The following is a 19664-nucleotide window of genomic DNA, read 5'->3' on the forward strand; positions in this document are numbered from 1 at the left end:
CCGCCATACGAAAGCCCTTGCCCCCTATAGGAGGGCTTACCCCTAGAAAGACAACGGTTTCAGGCACGAAACCGGCAATTTTGGCACCAAACCGCGCAGCACCCCACCTACCGGCGGAACGCAGCTCAGACAAGCCGTTTTTCAGAGGAATGCAAGTCAGACGAATGTAAGCCAGACGAATGCAATCCAGGCGGACGAGCCCCGCAAATCCTTAAAAAACAGAAAAAGTCAAAGAAAGCGCTCAGATGAACGCACGCTCACCGAAAATCGCAGTGCCGACGCGCACGATGGTGGAACCTTCGGCGATGGCCAGTTCCATGTCGCCGGTCATGCCCATCGACAGTTCCCGGCAACGGTCCGTGCCCGGTTCGCCGGATGCGAGGATGAGGTCGCGGGTCTTGCGCAGGTGCGAGAAACCGCGGCGAATCACCGTTTCGTCGTGCACATGCGCGCCGATCGTCATCAGTCCCTGCAATTCGATGCCGTCCAACGTGCCGATTTTCTGCGCGATGCGGATGGCGTGCGCCGGATCGCAACCGGATTTCGATTCCTCGCCGGATTCGTTGACTTCCAGCAACACGCCGACAGTAATACCGCGAGCCACGGCTCTACGTGAAATTTTTTCTGCCAAATCGATTGAATCGACCGATTCGATAGTGTCGACCACCGGCAGCACTTTGCCGATTTTATTGCTTTGCAGCTGGCCGATCAGGTGGAATGGAATATGCTCCGCCGCAGCATCCGGCGCGGCGCCTGCGACGCCCAGCGAAAACCCGCGTTCCGCGCATCGCCGTGCCAGCCCTTCGGCCTTCGCCGTCACTTCCTGCGGACGGTTCTCGCCGATCATGCGCACGCCGGCATCAATCGCAGCCATGATTTCGCCGATGTCGCGCGTCTTCGTGGCGGCCAGCAGGCGCACGGAGCCGGCTTCGCGTCCGGCTTGTTCCTCAGCTGCCGCGATGCGGTCGAGCACACGATGCACGCCGTCCGTGATCTCACGTGCGCGCGCATCGTCGATCACCTCGTTGGCGAGGTTCTTGTGATCCATGTATGCAGTCATCGTCCACCTCTCGCAAATTCATTCGACCGCCGGTCCGCGGCCGGCACCACCGTTTCCGGCATGTCGGCTGATATTTCGATATCAGTGTTACCAGAAAACCGCCGACAACGTATAAAGAAGCCCGCGCGATGACCTGAAGTGAAGCGATAAAGCGGTCATAAATTCGCGCGGGCTATAAAACTAGACGGCAGCAGAAGGGGGACTTCAAAGACTCCGTCTGCACATTTAATGTATCAGATAAATGCGCGCGAACCGCCGGAAAAACCAATAAATCTGAAAACTTTTTTTCAGATTTTATCCCCCTTGCGTAGTCCCTCCACCAAACGCTCCAATTTATCGACGCGATCACTCAACACCATCACCTGGCATACCAGCGATTGGATCTTGCCCAACGGCACTTCCGACATCGCATTGTGGCTGTCCACAGCCGTATCATGCGGTTCCGGCTCTTCGGCCGCCTTGCGCATGATGTCCTCGTCACGCTTCCAGCGTGCGATATTGCGTTCGATGCGCTTGTGCCCGATGACCGATGGGCTCAATCCCGCGGAAATGAAGATCGCAGTTGGCTTCTCCCCCTGCAGATACCGCCTCATGCAGTCGATTTGGAATTCCCTCGCATACGTGATTCTGCTGTCCGTCACCGCGTCGATCGACGGCAATGTACGCAGGTATTCGATTTCCGCTCTACTGAACTGTCGCTTCGTCATATTCGCCCCTTGTAAATCCCCTTTTGACCGGCCATACCGATAACGCATAGACCGAATTGCCGAAATCACCACCCAGAATACCGGATGACGCACATCACCTTACGCACACCCCAAACGAAACGCGCGGCCCGTATCACCATGCGCTAAATATCCTTCTCACACTGTGAGATACCTCACAGCGACAGCACGTTTCCGGAGCACGCTGCAGCCTCGGCATGGCACGTCACCGCACGTCCAGCAACGCATTCCACAATCGCGTCCCACGAAACCCGCCGTTCCGGCCGCCGATGCAGGTACAGTTGCAAGCATCGGCGCGACCGGTCTCCGCACCGGCAACACCGAACCGCCCGCCAACGACAGGAAGGAACCCCGTGCCAGGTCGTTTCGCACCCACCCCATCAGGCCGCATGCACATCGGCAACATCTATGCGATGCTCGGCGCATGGCTGTCCGCGCGTAGCCGCGGCGACGGCATGCTGCTGCGCATCGAAGACATCGACGAACCGCGCGTGGTGCCCGGCGCGGCCGAACTGATGATGGACGATCTGCATTGGCTTGGCTTGGATTGGGACGGCGATCCGGTGTTCCAATCCGCTCGGCACGACCTGTACCGTGAGGCGCTGCATTGCTTGGAAAACCTGACGATTGACGACGCATACGATTCGCCGTTTGACGAGCGCAACGACCACACCCCCGCAGTCGGCAGCGCAGCCAACAACGCAATCGCTGGCACAACCCCGCTGATTTACCCTTGCTTCTGCTCGCGCGCCGACATCCGCGCAGCCTCCGCACCGCAGGAAGGCGACCGTTTCATGGTGTATCCCGGCACGTGCCGCCGGCTTATCGCCAGCAATCCGGATACCGTCCGGCGGCGGCTGGCCAACGGCGACCGCCATTCGCTGCGCATCGCCATGCCCGCCGACACAAACCCGCACGCAACCGTCCAATTCGATGACGCAGTGTTCGGCCATCAGGAATTCAATCTGGCGCACGACGTCGGCGATACCATCGTGCGCCGCGCCGACGGCCTGTTCTCCTACCAGCTGGTGGTGGTCGTGGACGATCTTGACATGGGCGTCGACGACATCGTGCGCGGCCGCGACCTGCTCCGGTCGAACGCCTTGCAAATCGCCATTCGCCGAGCGCTTATCAAGGCGGGATTCCGCAAGGCGAAAACGCAGGCCTCTGCACCATCGCAGCACGCACCACAATCGCAATACACCCCATATAACCCCGAAAACCCACGGTACGCGCATCTGCCGCTTATCGACAACGCGGCCGGCCGCAGGCTCGCCAAACGCGAGCGCTCTTTGGATATGGGGGCGCTGCGCGCGCATGGCGTCACCGCGGAACAGGTTGTCGGCTATTGTGCGTGGCTGCTTGGTTTGCAGGGCGATTCCGCGCATACCAGTCCGCAGCCGATGAGCGCCGTCGAGGCGTTGCAGGAGTTCGATTGGGGTAAGGTACGGGCCGATACGGCCGACCGCAGTATCAGCCAAGACGATTTCGACGCGTATTTCGGCCTGTGACAACGGCTGGCCGGGTCTCGCCGAATTGCCGAGACGACCCGGTCAGTCCGGGAAACAGCAGAAAGCAGCAGAAAATAACGGGAAGCAGTCGACGTTCAGCCGATCCACAGCTCCGAGTCAAGCGGATATTCGTTGACCTTGCAGCCGTCCAAATGCATGGATTGCTCCTGCATCAGCGGCGCCAACTGGCCTTCGCCGGCGCAGGTCGTTTCGTTGTCGATGTGCCCCAGCCGGTGTCCGACCTCGTGGTTGATCACCATCGTGCGGTATCGCGCCAGGTTGCCGCCGGCGGCGAGCCATTGTTGCGTGCCGCCGTTCCAACGGTCGTCGTTGACGATCACGTTGTTGTCGACCCTGCAGCTGTATTCCACCGAGCATGATGGCGAGAACGACGTCATTTCCGATGCTTGGGACAGCACGAGATTGAAATCGCAGTTGCCGTCCGTGGATTGGTCGAATATGGCTCCGGCGCGTGGCCATCCGTGTTCATCGTTGAGGATGCGGAACGCCGCGTTGCCGAATTCGTCGGCCGAACCGACGTTTCCTTTGGTTGCGATGCAGTAATGGTATTGCGTTACCGGTTTGCCGCTGTTTTGCGCGGTTTCCTGCGCTTTGTTCAGAATCGCGGTTTTCTCGTCGTCGCCCAGTGCCGCCGATTGCGCGCTCACCGCTTTGGCGACGGCCTGCTCTTCCTGCGATTGTTTGGTTTCCGGTTTGGTTTTTTTGGCCGTCTTATGCTGATTGGTTTTGGCTGTTTTCTTGGCTGGCTTCTTGGCCGACGTCGAATGCGTGGCTTGTGCCGTCGTCTGCGTGTTCGGCGTCATGCGGACCAGTAGTGCGTGCACGCTGCAGGACGTCATCGATGCGATCAGCAGGAACAGCACGAGCACCAGCACGGCGGCCCTGCGGATGCGAAACGCCTCAAGCCGTTCCCGTTGGCCCATTGTGGCGTCGGCTTTCGGATCGAGCGCACGTATGATACGACGAATCCGCTTCAATCCAGCCTCCCGATATGGTGATGTTTCTCTCTTCGGCAACAGTACCAGTCTCAGTCAACATGCCGAAGCCGCCGACCGCCATGCATACCACCTATGCGTAAGGCCCGTGGTTCCGGAGGGAATCACGGGCCTTACCAGCATGCCAGACGAATGCCGGCAATCGTCAAAGTAATGCTCAGGCGAACAGCACCTTGAACAGGAACGCGCCGACGATCGCGCCTGCGATCGGGGCCACGACCGGAATCCAGGCCTCGCCCCAGCGGGAATCGCCCTTGTTCGGAATCGGCAGGATGGCGTGCAGGAGGCGCGGCATGAGGTCGCGGGCAGGGTTCAGACCAGGGCCGGTCGGGCCGCCCATGGAGGTCACGAGGCCCCACACGATGAAGCCGACGACGATGGACGCGGCGGCCGGGTTCGCCTTGCCCCACGGCAGGGACAGGCAGCACAGGGCGCCGAGCACCAGCATGAAGGTGCCGAAGAACTCGTTGAGGAAGTAGTTCACGCGGTCGTTGTGCGCGTCGGTGGTGCAGAAGGTGCCGAGGATGGCTTCGGCATCGTCGGTGTCCTTGTAGTGCGGCAGGTAGGTGACGTACACGATGAGCTGGCCCGCCACTGCGCCGAGCAGCTGGGCGATGATGTACGGCAGGACCTCGTTCCACGGGAACATGCCGTTGACGGCCTGCGCGAGGGTCATGGCCGGGTTGATGTGGGCGCCGGAGACGCCGCCGAACATCAGGACCGGGAACATGACGCCGAAGCCGTAGCCCATGGCGATGTTCAGCCAGCCGGCATGGTAGCCCTTGGTGTTTTTCAGTTCCGCGTTGGCGACAGCGCCGTTGCCGAAGACCATCAGCACGGCGGTGCCGACGAATTCCGCGGCAAGCTTGGTGAAGAGTGTGTATTCCACTGCAGTTTCCTCTATTGCTTCTTCTCTAACGATTCTTACGATTCGTGCGATTCGAGATGAATTGCGATTCCGCTCTGGGCGGACAACAGCGCACTACCTTACTCCGTACGGAGGAAGTAATGCGGCTTTGGGTGGACACATGTCCGAAATACGAAAAAGACCCAAGTCATTGGCTTGGGTCTTGTCTGTGCCCCCTCAGGGATTCGAACCCTGGACACGCTGATTAAGAGTCAGCTGCTCTAACCAACTGAGCTAAAGGGGCGTTGGTCTTGGCGAGGTTTTTGTTCTCGCTGAGCACATGGAGTAAATATACTCAGAATCGGAAAGAACGCAACCCTCGGCGTGTCGCAATCATAAAACCGCCATTTTCCAACGTTTTCAGCAAATCGCCATCTATGGTGCACATCGCGTCATACGACGAAAAATGCGGCGCGATGGCGCCATAAAATCCAAGTAATCACATTTTCTTCACATTCTGCCGCAATGCAACCACTCCGACAGTCAACGGCACGAACTTTTCCATCACACATTTCCACCGCGGCGAGCCGAATAGCACGCATCATCGTCGAGCCCGTCGGCGCGCCAGAGGCCCTTTATAATAAGGACCATGGCGCGTCACAGGAGTATATAACGCGCATCAAGAAGGAGAAAGGCTTACCTATGGCATGCCCAAATTGCGGTCAGCCGACCATCGAAGGCGCTAAATTCTGCGCCTCGTGCGGCTCACCGCTCACCCAAACGACCGCGGCGGCACCGCAAGCGCCGGCCGCGCCGGAATCCGATGACGGCACCATGCTGTCTTCCGCGCCGCACATGGCACCGGCCCCGCAGATGCCGACCGCTGCCGTCCCGCTGCCCAATAGCGCCGCACCGGCAGCTCCGCAAACCACCGTCCCGCAGCCCACCACACCGCAACCGGCGGCGCAAGCACAGCCGACCGCTCAGGCGCAGGCAACGCAACCGGTGGCACCACAGGCCGCGCCGACGCAGCAGTTCCAATACGCGCCATCCCCGGCCCCGCAGCCGGCAGCAGCGCCGCAGCCAAGCCAGCCGACCCAGCAAATCGCCCGTCCGGCGGCCGATCCCACCATCACCGCGCTGACCACACCGCAGTCCATGAAGACCATGGGCGCCAGCCTCGGCATCGGTCTCGGCGCGAGCGTGGTGTTCGCACTGCTCGCATCAATCGTCTTCTTCATGGGCAATGCCGCGGCCAGCAACGGGCTTGCCGGCATTCCGGGCTTTTCCGACACCGCCTCCTTCCTGGGCAACAACGGTGTGTCCGGCTCCGGCCCGAATTTCTTCCAGATTCTCTTCACCGTGATGACGCTCGGCGTTGGCGGTTCGCTGAATCTCAAAACCAGCTCCCAGGGCTTCTCGCTGAGCAATCTCGGCATTGACGCCTCGCACGTCAGCGTGACGCTGCCGGTCGGACTGCCCGGTGTGGCATTGGCGATCGGCGCCGCGTTCGGCGCATACATGCTGGCACGCAGGTTCGCGCTTCGTTTCAAGTGGACGGGCGTCATCAGCTCGCTGATCGTCGGCGTGCTGTCCGGCCTGGTGCTGCTGGTCTTCGCCGCCATCTTCCCGGTGACGGTGGGTGGTTCCTACAGCGACTATTCCGCTTCCGCGTCGCTTTCCGGCGTGTCCTTCCGCACGTTCTGCATGGCGTTCCTGCTGTCGGCGGCCGGTGCGCTGGCCGGCTACGCGTTGGCACAGTATGCGGGCGATTCGGGTAACGTCTTCTCCGCCGCTTGGCGTTGGGCGCACCGCGCTCGTGGCTTCGTGCGCACGCTGGTCGAATCGTTTGCGATCTACGGCGTGCTGTTCCTGGTGCTTGGCCTGGTGGCAACAATCGCCATGTCCGCCGCGAACCATCTCGGCGCAGGCGGTCTGCTGCTGGTTCCGCTGCTGTTCCCGGCTCTGCCGCTTATGCTGATTTCGCTGTCCTCGTTCGGCGGCATCGCCTTCTCGACGTCCAGCTACAGCGCCCATACGATCACGTTGTTCAACGTGTCCTCCCTCAGCCAGTATGGCTGGATTCTGTGGATCTGCTTCGTGCTGTTCCTGCTTGCCACGTTCTATATCGCGCTGCGTGAGACCGCGCGCAATATGTACGACCCGTATTACGCGGGCTGGCAGCATACGTGGAAGGCTCCGGTGGCCGCGATGGTGTTCTGGCTGGCCGCGGAGTTCCTGTTCACTTATTTCGCGGCGGGATACGCCTCGTCCAGCATGTCGATGACGACCCCGATGTGGTATTTCCTCGTCGCCGGCATCTGGGCGTTCCTGATCGAGGTGGCCGCGATGACGTTCGGTCCGACGATGGTGGCGTCCCTGCCGGGCATGTGGCGGATCATCGTCGGTGGCACCGTGCAGCAGACCCCGCAGAACGTGGTCGATTACGTCAAGTCCTGCGATCCGTCCTACGGCATGAAGAAGACCTCTGCCACGGCGAGCGGCACGACCGCAACAGCGACCATGCCGACGGCTTCGGCTGCCGCACAGCCGGCCAATCCAACTACTCCGGCAGCTCCGGCCGCATCGGTCCCCCAGCCCGCGACGCCGGCTGCGCCGATGCCCGCGCCCACCGCTCCTACCGCAACGCCTGTTTCACAGGCCGTTCCACAACCGGTCGCCCCGACGTCCATGCCCAATACGACAACGGGCAACACGGCAACGGGTGCGGTGCCGCTGCCGCAATCGCCAGCAGGCGCGGCTTCTATGCCGGTCGCAGCTCCGGGGGCAGGTCAACCGCTCGACCCAAAAACTAAGAAGACGATCCTTATCAGCGGCATCGTAATTGGTTCCCTGATTGTGTTGGGCATTGTCTACGGTGTGCTCAACTCGACCGTCTTCAGCGCGAAATCCGTGGCGCAAAGCTATCTGACGGCGATTGCCGACGGCAAGTATGACAAAGCCAATGACATCGCCGATCCGCAGGTGGACAAGGACCAGCTCAAGCTGCTGTCCGACACCGTAGCGAAGGCCGACAACGCCACGATCGCCAACCCGCATATCGATAGTGTCAAAACCGTCGAAGGCGTGGCCAAGGTCAACGTGACGTATTCGCTGAACGGCAAGAACGTCAACGATTCGCTCACCATCAACAAGGACGGGTCGAAGTTCCTGCTGTTCCCGAATTGGAAGATCTCGAGCCCACTGCTCAAGACCATCACCGTGTCGGTGCCCAATGCCGTGGAATCGTTGTCCGTCAACGGTGTTGACGTGACCGCGAAGAATGCGGAGAAGTCGGACAGCAGTACGTGGACGTTGCGCGTCTACCCGGGTTCGTACAAGGTGTCGATCGGCAAGTCAGGGTACGTCACCAGCGGCATCACCATGGTGCGCACGAGCGCGGACTCCGATGCCGCCGATCTCAAGATCATGCCTACGGCCAAGCTTAAGGAGGACTTGAGCAAGGCCGTGAACGCCAAGCTGGACGAATGCGCGAAGTCCACCGACTACGCGCCGGAAGGCTGCCCGTTCGGCTTCGACCTGTACGACGAGGACTACTACCGCAACTTCGCATGGTCCATCAGCGTCTATCCGAAACTGTCCGACATCGATCTCGATTACGGCACGTTCTCCACCCGGCAGGGCAAGGCGAAGTGCACGTATGAAGAGAAGAATTTCGACGATTCGTGGGAGTCTCAGGACGACAGCACCCACTTCACCGTCAACGGCAGCTTCAGCATCAGGGATGGCAAGCTCAGCGTCACGATTGACGATGAGGACTGATGCCGGCTAAAGAGCGGATATAGGAAAATCCCCCGCACCAATCGGTACGGGGGATTTTCGATGCTTAAGCTCAGACGTGTTTCAGCCTGAAGTCATTCACCGCCGGTCCGTAAGGACGTCGAGCGGTGAATGGGGCGAAATCACTCAGCGACGACCTTCACGAAGAAGTTGGCGGTGATTTCCGGGTGCAGGGCGACGGTTGCCGGGAAGTCACCGGTGGTCTTGATCGGCTCAACGGTGATGTTCTTCGGGTTGACCTCAACCTTGGAGGAGAGCGCGATGGCGATCTTCTCTGCGGAGATGCCGCCGAACAGCTTGCCGGACTCGGAGACCTTGGCAGCAATTTCGACGGTGGAACCCTCGATGATTTCCTTGGCGGCAACAGCCTCTTCGCGGGTGGCGACGGCCTTGGCCAGACGAGCGCGCTTCATGGCCTCGATCTGGGCGGCGGCACCCTTGGACCAAGCGAAGGCCAGGCCCTGCGGGAACAGGTAGTTGCGGGCGTAGCCGGACTTGACGGCCACGACGTCACCCGGGTGACCCAGGTGATTGACGGACTTGGTGAGAATAACCTTAGTTTCAGCCATTGTTCAAACCTCTCTAAGATCAGCGGCCGGACGTGGCGTACGGCAGCAGGGCCATCTCGCGGGCGTTCTTGATAGCCTTGGAGATCTCGCGCTGCTCCTGCACGGTGACACCGGTGATACGACGGGAACGAATCTTGCCGCGATCGGAGATGAACTTACGCAGCAGGGCGACGTCCTTGTAATCGATCTCGGTGACCTTGGCGGCCTTCAGTGGATTCGGCTTCTTCTTAAACGGCTTGACCGGCGGCTGCGGCCTCTTGCGTGACATCTTGATGTTCTCCTTAAAATCTGGAAATACTGCGATTAAGCTGCTTGTTTCGCTGTTCGCCTATGTTGCGGACGGGGTTCGGTCCGTCAGAATTCCGGTTCGTCGCTGTCGCCGCCGAATTCGGAGGAACCTCCGAAGGACTGGGACGCGCCGAAGGAACCGAAGGACGAGCCGGAGTTATCCGAGCTTGACCACGGGTCCGAGGCCGGAGCGGACTGTGCGGGAGCGGCGTTGACCGGAGCGGAGGCTCCACCCTGATATCCGGCGCCGCCAGCATAGCTGGAGCCACCCTGATATCCGCCGTTGTTGCCGCCGAAACCACCGTTGTTGTTGGCGTTGTTGTAGCCGCCGCGATTGCCGCTGAAGCCTCCGTTGCCGGACGAGCTTTGACGGGTCACCTGGGCGGTCGCGTAGCGCAGGGACGGGCCGATTTCGTCGACCTGCATCTCGATGACGGTTCGCTGGGAACCGTCCTGCGCCTGGTAGGAACGCTGCTGCAGACGGCCTTGCGCGATGACGCGCATGCCCTTGGACAGACTCTGCGCGCAATGTTCGGCCATGTCGCGCCACGCGGAGCAGCGCAGGAACAGGGCCTGACCGTCTTCGAACTGGTTCGAGTTACGGTTCCAGGTGCGCGGAGTGGAGGCGATCGTAAAGCTGGCAACGGCGGCGCCGCTGCCAATGGTACGAATTTCCGGATCGGCCGTGAGGTTACCCACCACGGTGATTACAGTTTCACCTGCCATGTCGTTACCTACTTACTTTGCAGCTTAGAAAGCTTGGTTTACTTACTTGCGAAGAATCTTCGTACGGATGACGGATTCGTTCAGGTTCAGCAGACGATCGAGTTCGTCGCTGGTGGCCGGCTCAGCGGAGTAGTTGACCACGACGTAGTTACCTTCGGTCTTGCCGGCGATTTCGTAGGCAAGCTTGCGACGGCCCCAGATGTCGATGTTCTCGACGGCACCGCCTTCCTTGGTGACAGTTTCCAGATACTGCTCGGTCAGCTTCTTCAGACCGCGCTCATCCAGCTCAGGATCAGCAATGAACATCAGTTCGTACTTATGCGCAGACATCACCCACCTCCTTCGGACTATCGGCCATGGACCTTCCATGGCAGGAGTGTGTATGCGTGCTGCCTTCAGGCATCGATAAGTCGCAATGAACATATGGATACGATTGATGGCAACTTGTACAGGCTACCCCGACGCCGCGACGTATCGAAACGGCGTCTGCCGGGCGCGAAATCACGTGCGGAGGCAAGCAAAAAGCCCCGCTCGCAAGCGGGGCTTAATCGCAAAAAATCGTAATAAATCCTGAAATATCACGATAGCCGTATGGCAATCGCACGAAATATCAGGCGTAGATGTTGCGCGGACGCATGTCTTCGGGCAGGCCGTTGAGCAGCGTAGAAACGGAGCCGGATTCGAACACGGAGCGGATGCCGGCGGCCAGCAGCGGGGCCACGGACAGGACGGTCATGTTCGGCAGGCGCTTCTCTTCGGGCACCGGAACGGTGTCGGTGAGGACGATTTCGCGTGCGCCGCAGTTCTTCAGGCGTTCCACGGCCGGGCCGGACAGCAGGCCGTGGGTGGCGACGAGCGTCACGGACTTCGCGCCGGCGTTGTTCAGCGTGCGCACGGCCTCGCAGATGGTGCCGGCGGTGTCGATCATGTCGTCGACGACCACGCAGTCGCGTCCCTTCACGTCACCGATGATGCCGTGTGCCTCGGCATGGTTCGGGCGCGTGGTGTCACGGGTCTTGTGGATGAAGGCGAGCGGCAGTCCGCCGAGCTTGGCGGCCCACTGTTCGGAAACCTTGATGCGGCCGGCGTCCGGGGACACGATGGTGGTGTTCTCCAGCGGCATGCTGTTGCGCACGTAGTCAAGCAGGATCGGCATGGCGGTCAGATGGTCGACCGGGCCGTCGAAGAAGCCCTGCTCCTGGGCTGCGTGCAGGTCGACCGTCATGATGCGGTCGGCGCCGGCGGAACGGAACAGGTCGAACATGAGGCGTGCGGTGATGGGCTCGCGGCCCTGATGCTTCTTGTCCTGGCGGGAGTAGCCGAGGAACGGCGCGACCACGGTGATGGAACGTGCGGAGGCGCGCTTCATGGCGTCCACCATGATGAGCTGCTCCATGATCCACTTGTTGATCGGCTCGGTGTGGGCTTGCATCACGAAGGCGTCGGCGCCACGGACGGGCTCGGTGTAGCGCACGTACATCTCGCCGTTGGCGAAATCGTATGCGGTGGTCTCAAGTACGTCGGTTCCCAGGTATTTTGCGGTTTCCTGAGCCTGCTCGGGGTACGCGCGACCCGTCACCAGAGCCAGTTTCTTATCCGGAGTGCCTTCGAGAATCGCCGACATGCTTGCCTTCCCAATTGTTCGATATGTGAAAATAAGCCAAACTCCAATATAACAATGCGGGTGCCCACGGCACGCGGCCGTTGCGGAAGCGTTTCACCATACCGCTCCAAACTGCCGTCGGCAACATCAAAAAATCCCCAAGCCATCGACACAGAAGGCACATCTCAACGTCGATGGTTTGGGGGGAAAACCGGATTACCGGACTATTCGGCGGACGCGAACGCTTCGCGGATCTGCGCCGCGTTGCCGTAGGACGCCTGCGCGCCGTAGCCGGTGGCCGCGTACGCCGAAACGTACGAGGCGAGTTCGGCGGATTCGGACAGCGCCAGTCCGGACGACAGACCGGCCAGCACGGTGCCCATGAAGGAATCGCCGCAGCCGGTGGTGTCGACGGCCTTGACGCGTACCGGGGCGATGCGCTGGACACGGTGTTCCGGATCGTCCGCGGTGCCGTCGAGTACCACGGAACCGTCGCCGCCAAGCGTCACGATCGCCTGTTCGAAGCCGAATCCGCGCAGTTCGTCGAGCGCGTGCCACCAGTCGAACGAATCCCAATCGTCGTTCTCCGGCTCGTCGATGCCGAGCAGTTGCGCCATTTCATGCTCGTTGACGAGCAGGATGTCGGATGCTTCGATCAGTTCCGCCGGCAGGGACGGGGTGAACGGCGAGTCGTTGAGCAGCACCTTCACGCCCGCTTCGTGGCACATGCGTGCGGCCGCGGTGACGGTTTCGATGGGGCTTTCCAGGCACAGGCCGAGCACTGTGGAGTGGGTCAGCGCGTCACGCACGGATTCGACGTAGTCGACGGTCACCTGCGCGTTGGAGCCGGGCGAGTACACGATGGTGTTCTCGCCGTGCGCGTCCACGGTGATGACGGTGGTGCCGGACGGGCCGAGCACGCGGCGCACGTGCGTGGTGTTGACGCCCGCTTCGCCGAGCGCTCCGAGCAGGAAGTCGGCGTTGTTGTCGGAGCCGACCGCGCCGAACATCTGCACGGTGGCGCCGATGCGTGCGGCCGCCGCGGCCTGGTTGCCGGATTTGCCGCCGGGCAGCAGCTGTAGCGGGCCGCCGGTGATGGTCTCGCCCGGCCCGGGCAGTCGCTGTGCGGTGACGGTGTAGTCCGCGTTCATGGAACCGATCACGGAAACGGTGCCGTGGATGCGGTCCAGTGCGGAGAGGATTTCTGCTGCGCTCATGATCGCTTTCCTTTCTTGCGATTATTGCGATTGCCGACGGTCGCCGCACTTTCACTGCGCGGTTATTGTGCTCTCACTGCGCTTTGGCGGCGAGGCCGGAGATGCGGGTCATGAATTCGTTGAGGAACCTCGGCACGTCCACGCCGACGGCGACCTTCATGGTCTTGACCGGGTCGTTGAGGCGGGTTTCGTCGCCGATGGTGCGTCCGCGGGTCGGGCCGTCCACGTCGACCTTCATGTTGATGTCGAGCGTGGTGACGAGCGTCGGGTCGACGGCGACGCCGACGGCGAGCGGATCGTGCAGGCCGCAGCCGCCGAGGTGCGGCGAGGTGGTCTCGTAGGCCTTGATGTAGAAGTCGGTCATGTCCGCGAGGAACTTGCCGGCCTTGGTGCCAAGGTCGCGCCACTGTTGGGTTTCCTTATAAGTGAGCAGGGTCTGCAGGGTCACGTCGAGGCCGATCATGGTGGTCGGGGTGCCGGAGCGGAACAGGTAGTCGGCGGCTTCCGGATCCTGCGAGATGTTGGCTTCCATGCAGGCGTTGCAGTTGCCCGGCACGGTCAGCGCGCCGCCCATGAGCACCACGCGGCCGATCTCGTCCTTGATTTCCGGAGCCTTCTTCAGGGCGGCTTCGATGTTGGTCATCGGGCCGGTCGGCACGTAGATGAGGTCCTTGCCGTAGGTCTTGACGGCGTCGATGATGAAGTCGACGGCCGATTCGGTTTCGACGGAACGGTTGGAGTCGGGGATGTCCACGTCGCCGATGCCGTTGTCGCCGTGGATGAACGCGGAGACGGGCAGCACTTCGAAGCGGTCGGTGGTGCTGGAGTGCGGCAGGCCTTGGTAGACCTTGACTTCCGGGTGGCCGAGCAGGTCGGTGACGGCGAGCGCGTTGCGTACGCCCTGTTCCACGAGCACGTTGCCGTAGGTGCCGGTGATGCCGATGAGTTCGACTTCCGGGCTGCCCAGCGCGTAGGAGATGGCGAGCGCGTCGTCGACGCCGGTATCGAGATCAAGAATGAGCTTCTTCATGATTGCGCCTTCCTCGTTGATTGGCTGTGACGGCCGTTCGCGTCCGCGCGGCTGCCGCCTTTGTTGTGTTCTTTTTTTTATGCGATGTTTTATGCGATTGTTGTACGGTGTTGAGTACGGTCTCTGTATCACCTCATAACATTATGATAAAACGTTTTATCAAGATTTCCAAATCATCCTTTCGACGTGCGTGTCGCGGCGGAAAACCGCCCTTTCTCCGATATGCGCCCCACGTTACACGCGTAATACGCAATACACGCATCGCACGCGCTATGCGCGTTATGCGCAAGCGGCCTGCACCAGTTTCGGCGTCAACACCTTCACCTGCGGCGAGGCGAGCCACGGACGGCCCGCACCGGAATCGCCATCGCCACGTACCACGGCGTCGATTCGACTGCCCAGCATGCCCCAGCCGGCGGCGGCCAAATCGACCACGCTCTGTTCGACGGTGGTCATGCGCAAACCCAATCCGAATCGTCTGAGAATGTTGTCGTAGCCGATCACCTGCATGTCTTCGGTGACGTGCAGCCCGCGTTCCGCCATACGCTGACGGAAGCCGAGCGCCATCACGTCGTTGCAGCAGAACACGGCGGTCGCACCGCCGTCGATGATCTGGTCGGCAGCATGATAGCCGCCATCGAAACGGTAGTCGCCGGACACGCACAACGCGGGATCGAACCGCTCCCCCGCCTGCTCGATCGCATCCACGAAACCACGGCGACGGTCGGCCGCGCTCGATTCGGCCACATCGCCCGTCACAATGCCGATGCGCTTGTGCCCGCCTTCCAGCAGGTATTGCGCCGCAAGCCGACCGCCGAGATAGTTGTCGAAGCCGACCGCGTCACACCAACCGCATTGCATCAGTCGGTCGATGAGCACCACCGGGCAGGTGACACGCTCCACGTCCTCACGCAACGCGGCGCCGGCACCGGCCGCGCAGGATTCGCGCGCGGGAATCAGCAGCACGCCATCCACCCCACGTGACGTCAGCCTGCGCAGCAAAGCCTGTTCCGACTCACGCGAATCATCCGAATTGGCCACAATCAGCGAATACCCCTGCGCCGCGCATTCATCCTCCACGCACTTAGCAAGCGCCGCGAAAAACAAGTTCTCAATATCAGGCACAATCAACGCCACCAACTGGGATTGCTTGGTCACCAAGCTTCGCGCACTCTGATTCGGCACGTAATTCAGTTTCTTCGCCGCATCGGCAATGACCTTGCGCTTCCCCTCAGACACGCGAGCAGGACGATTATTCAGCACCAGCGAAACCGTCGTCACAGACACCCCTGCGACAGCAGCCACATCCTTCAGCGTCGCACGATACGCCATCCAAACCCCCTTAAAACGTTTATCCCTCCAGCATAAATACCATGGAATCCTGACGCGCCCAGCATCGCAATAACAAACAAATTCCTTTCACAGCAAAATAATCCGCACTATTTCCACCGGTAAATCGTTTCTCGGAAGTGTTTTTGCATACTCGCAACGTTTGTCCAAAATGAGAGACGCACAAGAAGAAAGGAACCAGCAATGCGGCCAACCACGCAGAAAAACAATGCGAGACAGCGCAAAACCATCGCCATCGTCGCAGTGGTCGCAGTGGTCGCCATCGCACCCACCAAACGCTATGAGAGGTCGAGATCTCCGTCCGTGCGTAGAAACTCCATCAGGTTGAGATGCCTTACGCCGTCACGTTGCATTGGCAGCTGGTCCAAACTGAACCGGTATTTCGGATACCCGTCAGCCAGCTTCGTGAACGGACGGAATTCACGCTCCTCAACATTAGGATCCTGCACACTCATCGACACCTGCACATAGGCGTACCGTTCCTGCTTACGCACAATGAAGTCGCACTCCAGCTTACCAATAATGCCCACGCTCACCTCGTAGCCTTCGACCTCAAATGCACGTACAGCGCATTTTCCAAGGCTGGTCCGTAACTCATTCGCGTACCAGCGTTACGCGCGAATCGTATGCCAGGATCCGCAAGATAATACTTCTCCCCTCCTCTCAACGACCTGCGCGAACGCAAATCGAATCGCGGGCATTTGTAGAGGACCTTCGCACTCTCCAACAGCCGGACATAGTTCGCAAGAGTCTCACGTTTGACCGTCACGCCTTCGCCATGTTTCATATAGTCGACGATCCCCGACAGATTCGTGGGAGCTGCATAGTTGTTGATGAGATAGTCCTGCACACGCTGGAAGGTATCGCGGTGACGCACCACTTTGCGTGCGGCTATGTCTTTGTTGAAGATCTGCCCTATGACCTACCACGACCAAGAACCTAACCCACGAAAACAGCAGAAGCCCCTCAACTCTTCAATTCCACTACAAAGGTCACATCACGGCATACGCACGCCGACGCGCGTATGCGTGCACGACTCCAGCAACGAGCCGTACCCGCCGTTAGATGGCAGGCTTCAGTATCATGACGCCATGCGTTAGCGTCACCATGCAACGATAGGAACACACTATTCAATAGTGCATCATGAAAGCGTGACGTTGCCCTTGCGCAGGTGCCGTAAGACTCCGCGGACAAAGCAATGAGGCTTCCCCGTGAGAAGGGAAGCCTCATATTCCATTCATTCTATTCAGCGATGATGACGCCGAATCACCGATCATCCTTTGGGAACAACGCGTCGAAGGCATGTTCCATCACGGACTTACGGCGGATCACACCGACGAGCCTGCCATCACCATCCACCACCGGCAGTTTCTTGAACTGCTTCTTGGCGAGGATTCGGGCCACCTCTCCAACATGCTGGTCGGGCGTGGCGGCAACGACCTTATGCGTGGCGATGTCCATCACCTTCTTGCCGGAGAGCGCCTGCACCTTGGAGGCCACGGTTTCGTCGTCGAACACCACCATCGTCGAACCGGTGCCGGTGGAAACCGTACGGGATTCATAGGTGGCAATCGATTTCATGACATCGCCGTCACTGACGAAGCCGACGAGCCTGCCATCGCCGTTCACCACGGGAAGGCTGGAGACGTTGAGGCGGATGAACTCGCGCACCACATGCGTGATGTCATCGCTGTCCAGGCAGCTGTAGGGCTGATCGTCCATAATCCCGCCGATGGACTGTTCCTGGGCCTGCTTGAACAGGGAGGCAGCGGGGGCCACGTATGCGCCGGCGTAGTGATGCTCGGCGGGCTGACCTTCAGTGGTTTCGACCGCGACTTCGGCGGAGGCTTGCGCCTCGTAGGCCTTGGCGTTGCGTGCGGCCTTCTCCTTGGCACGGCTGGTGACGGTGAAGATGCAGATGATCAGGGCGACCAGCGAGATGGCGGCGCACAGCAGGTAGGAGAACGCGATGCCGCTGGCCGTGGCGGACTTCACACCCTGGGACATGTGCGAGGCGGTCACGGATGTTTCTGCGGTGACCAGAAGCGAGGTCGCAATGGCTGCCGCGATCTGGCGGCCGGTGTTGGCGATGGCGTTGCCATGGGCGATCATGTCGTTCGGCAAAGCGTTGACGCCCCAAGTGTTGATCGGCATGTTGGCGATAGCCTGACCGGATGCCTGCAATGCGCAGAACACGGCGACAAACAGCACTGATGTCCTGGTGTTGATGGTGCCGAGAAGACCAAGAGAGATGGTCATGAGCGCAAGGCCGCCGATGCCCACGCCGCGCGGGCCGAATTTGTCGAATGCGGCACCGGCGACCGGACTCAGGATGATGCCGACCGCCGCGGCGGGCAGCATGACCATGCCGGTGACGGTGGCGGATTGGCCGAGCACATTCTGGATGAAGATAGGCAACGTCACGTTGGTTGCGGCGACTGCGGCGTTGATCAGAGTGACCAGAATCGCGGAGTTGCGGAAGTTGCGGGTGGCAAGGGTGTCAACGCGCAACAATGGCTCATCGAGCTTGACTTGCTTGTATACGAATGCGACGAAGGCCACAAGACCAACGACGATTGAAATAATGACGACCGGACTGGCCCATCCCATCGTGGAAGCGGACGAGAAGCCATAGAGCAGGCCACCGAACGCGATGGTCGAAAGGATCACGGACAGGATGTTGAGCTTTGGGTTCTTCAACTCGCCGACGTTCTTGAGCATCATCGTGCCTCCGACAAGGATGACCAGTGCCACAATTGCGATGCCAATGAACATCGGGCGCCATCCGAAACCGTCAATCACCAGACCACCGACAACCGGGCCGATAGCCGGGCCGGCGGCCATGACGATACCGGCCATGCCCATGGCGGTGCCGCGCTTATCCGGCGGATAGACGAGCATCGGCACTACGGCGACCAATGGCAACAGCACGCCGGAGCCGGCGGATTGCAGTATGCGTCCGACGAGCAACAGCACGAAATTCGGCGCGACGGCACACAGCAGTGTGCCGACCATGAAAGTGGCAAGGGCTCCGGCGAAGAGCTTTCGGGTGGAGAATTTATCAATCAGATAGCCTGAAATCGGCACCATGATGCCCGATACCAGCATGTAGACGCTGGTCACCCACTGCACGGTGCCGGTGGTGATATTGAAATCACGCATCAGTGCCGGCAAGGCCGGTGACATGACGGTCTGGTTGAGCAGCGCGATGAACGAGCCGACGACGATCACGCCCACGACGATGAATCGGGCGTGCGAATCAATAGGCTTTACGGAACTGGCGGCGGACCCGAATTCCGCGGTTTTCTGTGAGGTCACAGCATTTCCTTCTGTTGGTAACGGCATGTGTGGGCGATCCGGCCCCATACTTGTGTCAAGACGCGGGGACACCGATGAGTCCGGGGTAAAGGAAAAGCCGCCATCCGTTCCGCATTCATATACGGCAAACGATTCGCGGCTTTGCGTAAGTTGATGGCTATGGTGAGCGATTCATGCGACGTCGACCGCGGATGGGCCATCGGTGCATCCCGGCATAAGGCGTGTCCCCGCTACACCAGCATCGAAAAAAGGGACATTTGTGGATTGGCAAACAGAACATTGCCGACGAACGACCCACGGCAGGTGCGTGCGATGAACATCGCGTAGCGATACAGGTTCATGGCATCTCCTTGACGGGTCTTCGTACGGCAGACATCGAGAAGCCTATCATCATTCAGATCGACGGTGAAACCCACGCATGCCCGACAATACACAAAATCTTTACAAAAGGATTGGGCTTACCGCATACGATCCGCCTGGGTAGCGGTCCGAGGATGAATCAGGGGCGAGCCAAGGGTTGCGTCTCGTGTTTCCGCCATGATGTCTGGCAAAATAGTGAAGCCGGACATGCGAGGCATCGACCGGAATCGGAAAGGGGCAAAT

17 protein-coding genes and 1 tRNA gene are annotated in these 19664 nt (G+C 60.3%); 2 read left to right on the forward strand and 16 right to left on the reverse strand.

The genetic code is table 11. From position 1 onward, the window contains the following. Nucleotides 1-241: 241 nt before the first annotated feature. Both BAD_RS07750 and BAD_RS07755 read right to left on the reverse strand, forming a co-directional pair. A complete protein-coding gene (locus tag BAD_RS07750) occupies nucleotides 242-1060 on the reverse strand; it encodes a YggS family pyridoxal phosphate-dependent enzyme (protein ID WP_011743758.1) in 819 nt (272 codons plus the stop codon). A gap of 287 nt (nucleotides 1061-1347) precedes the next feature. Further along, a complete protein-coding gene (locus BAD_RS07755; RefSeq protein ID WP_011743759.1) occupies nucleotides 1348-1767 on the reverse strand; it encodes a hypothetical protein in 420 nt (139 codons plus the stop codon). A 371-nt stretch (nucleotides 1768-2138) separates the two neighbouring features. Between BAD_RS07755 and BAD_RS07760 the strand changes: the two genes are divergently transcribed. Further along, nucleotides 2139-3296, forward strand: coding sequence for a glutamyl-Q tRNA(Asp) synthetase (locus BAD_RS07760; RefSeq protein WP_041777424.1), 1158 nt, complete (start codon nucleotides 2139-2141; stop codon nucleotides 3294-3296). Between the two features lie 95 nt (nucleotides 3297-3391). Here the strand turns inward: BAD_RS07760 and BAD_RS07765 are convergent, their stop codons facing one another. From BAD_RS07765 to BAD_RS07775, 3 genes are all read right to left on the reverse strand, one after another. Further along, complete coding sequence (locus tag BAD_RS07765) at nucleotides 3392-4333, reverse strand: DUF3152 domain-containing protein (RefSeq protein ID WP_231837060.1); 942 nt, start codon at nucleotides 4331-4333, stop codon at nucleotides 3392-3394. 136 nt (nucleotides 4334-4469) lie between these two features. Beyond that, complete coding sequence (locus BAD_RS07770; protein ID WP_003810106.1) at nucleotides 4470-5201, reverse strand: MIP/aquaporin family protein; 732 nt, start codon at nucleotides 5199-5201, stop codon at nucleotides 4470-4472. Nucleotides 5202-5389: 188 nt separating this feature from the next. Next, nucleotides 5390-5463 (reverse strand) — tRNA-Lys (locus BAD_RS07775). Between the two features lie 398 nt (nucleotides 5464-5861). Here BAD_RS07775 and BAD_RS07780 point away from each other — a divergent pair. Then, the gene (locus BAD_RS07780) at nucleotides 5862-8942 is read left to right on the forward strand and encodes a zinc ribbon domain-containing protein (protein WP_041777425.1); all 3081 of its coding nucleotides are present in this window, start codon (nucleotides 5862-5864) and stop codon (nucleotides 8940-8942) included. Nucleotides 8943-9082: 140 nt separating this feature from the next. Here the strand turns inward: BAD_RS07780 and rplI are convergent, their stop codons facing one another. The 11 genes from rplI to BAD_RS07830 form a co-directional block, all read right to left on the reverse strand. Continuing rightward, complete coding sequence (gene rplI / locus BAD_RS07785) at nucleotides 9083-9529, reverse strand: 50S ribosomal protein L9 (protein WP_003810110.1); 447 nt, start codon at nucleotides 9527-9529, stop codon at nucleotides 9083-9085. 19 nt (nucleotides 9530-9548) lie between these two features. After that, nucleotides 9549-9797 (reverse strand): 30S ribosomal protein S18, encoded by a 249-nt coding sequence (rpsR, locus tag BAD_RS07790; RefSeq protein WP_003810112.1) that lies wholly within the window; start codon nucleotides 9795-9797, stop codon nucleotides 9549-9551. An 86-nt stretch (nucleotides 9798-9883) separates the two neighbouring features. After that, complete coding sequence (locus BAD_RS07795; protein WP_003810116.1) at nucleotides 9884-10543, reverse strand: single-stranded DNA-binding protein; 660 nt, start codon at nucleotides 10541-10543, stop codon at nucleotides 9884-9886. 42 nt (nucleotides 10544-10585) lie between these two features. Beyond that, nucleotides 10586-10873 (reverse strand): 30S ribosomal protein S6, encoded by a 288-nt coding sequence (gene rpsF / locus BAD_RS07800; protein ID WP_003810120.1) that lies wholly within the window; start codon nucleotides 10871-10873, stop codon nucleotides 10586-10588. Between the two features lie 280 nt (nucleotides 10874-11153). Then, nucleotides 11154-12167, reverse strand: coding sequence for a ribose-phosphate diphosphokinase (locus tag BAD_RS07805; RefSeq protein ID WP_011743767.1), 1014 nt, complete (start codon nucleotides 12165-12167; stop codon nucleotides 11154-11156). Between the two features lie 203 nt (nucleotides 12168-12370). Then, on the reverse strand, nucleotides 12371-13363 hold the full coding sequence (locus BAD_RS07810; RefSeq protein ID WP_011743768.1) for a ribokinase: 993 nt from the start codon (nucleotides 13361-13363) through the stop codon (nucleotides 12371-12373). Nucleotides 13364-13436: 73 nt separating this feature from the next. Next, a complete protein-coding gene (locus tag BAD_RS07815) occupies nucleotides 13437-14393 on the reverse strand; it encodes a nucleoside hydrolase (RefSeq protein WP_041777426.1) in 957 nt (318 codons plus the stop codon). A 279-nt stretch (nucleotides 14394-14672) separates the two neighbouring features. Next, nucleotides 14673-15725, reverse strand: a complete 1053-nt coding sequence (locus BAD_RS07820) for a LacI family DNA-binding transcriptional regulator (RefSeq protein WP_011743770.1) — start codon at nucleotides 15723-15725, stop codon at nucleotides 14673-14675. Nucleotides 15726-16021: 296 nt separating this feature from the next. Further along, on the reverse strand, nucleotides 16022-16273 hold the full coding sequence (locus BAD_RS09340) for a hypothetical protein (protein ID WP_231837062.1): 252 nt from the start codon (nucleotides 16271-16273) through the stop codon (nucleotides 16022-16024). A gap of 2 nt (nucleotides 16274-16275) precedes the next feature. Beyond that, nucleotides 16276-16623, reverse strand: coding sequence for a DUF4143 domain-containing protein (locus BAD_RS09455; RefSeq protein WP_011743772.1), 348 nt, complete (start codon nucleotides 16621-16623; stop codon nucleotides 16276-16278). A gap of 386 nt (nucleotides 16624-17009) precedes the next feature. Beyond that, nucleotides 17010-19061 (reverse strand): MDR family MFS transporter, encoded by a 2052-nt coding sequence (locus BAD_RS07830; RefSeq protein ID WP_041777427.1) that lies wholly within the window; start codon nucleotides 19059-19061, stop codon nucleotides 17010-17012. Nucleotides 19062-19664: the final 603 nt, after the last annotated feature.

It is taken from the genome of Bifidobacterium adolescentis ATCC 15703 (assembly GCF_000010425.1).
Taxonomy (GTDB): domain Bacteria; phylum Actinomycetota; class Actinomycetes; order Actinomycetales; family Bifidobacteriaceae; genus Bifidobacterium; species Bifidobacterium adolescentis.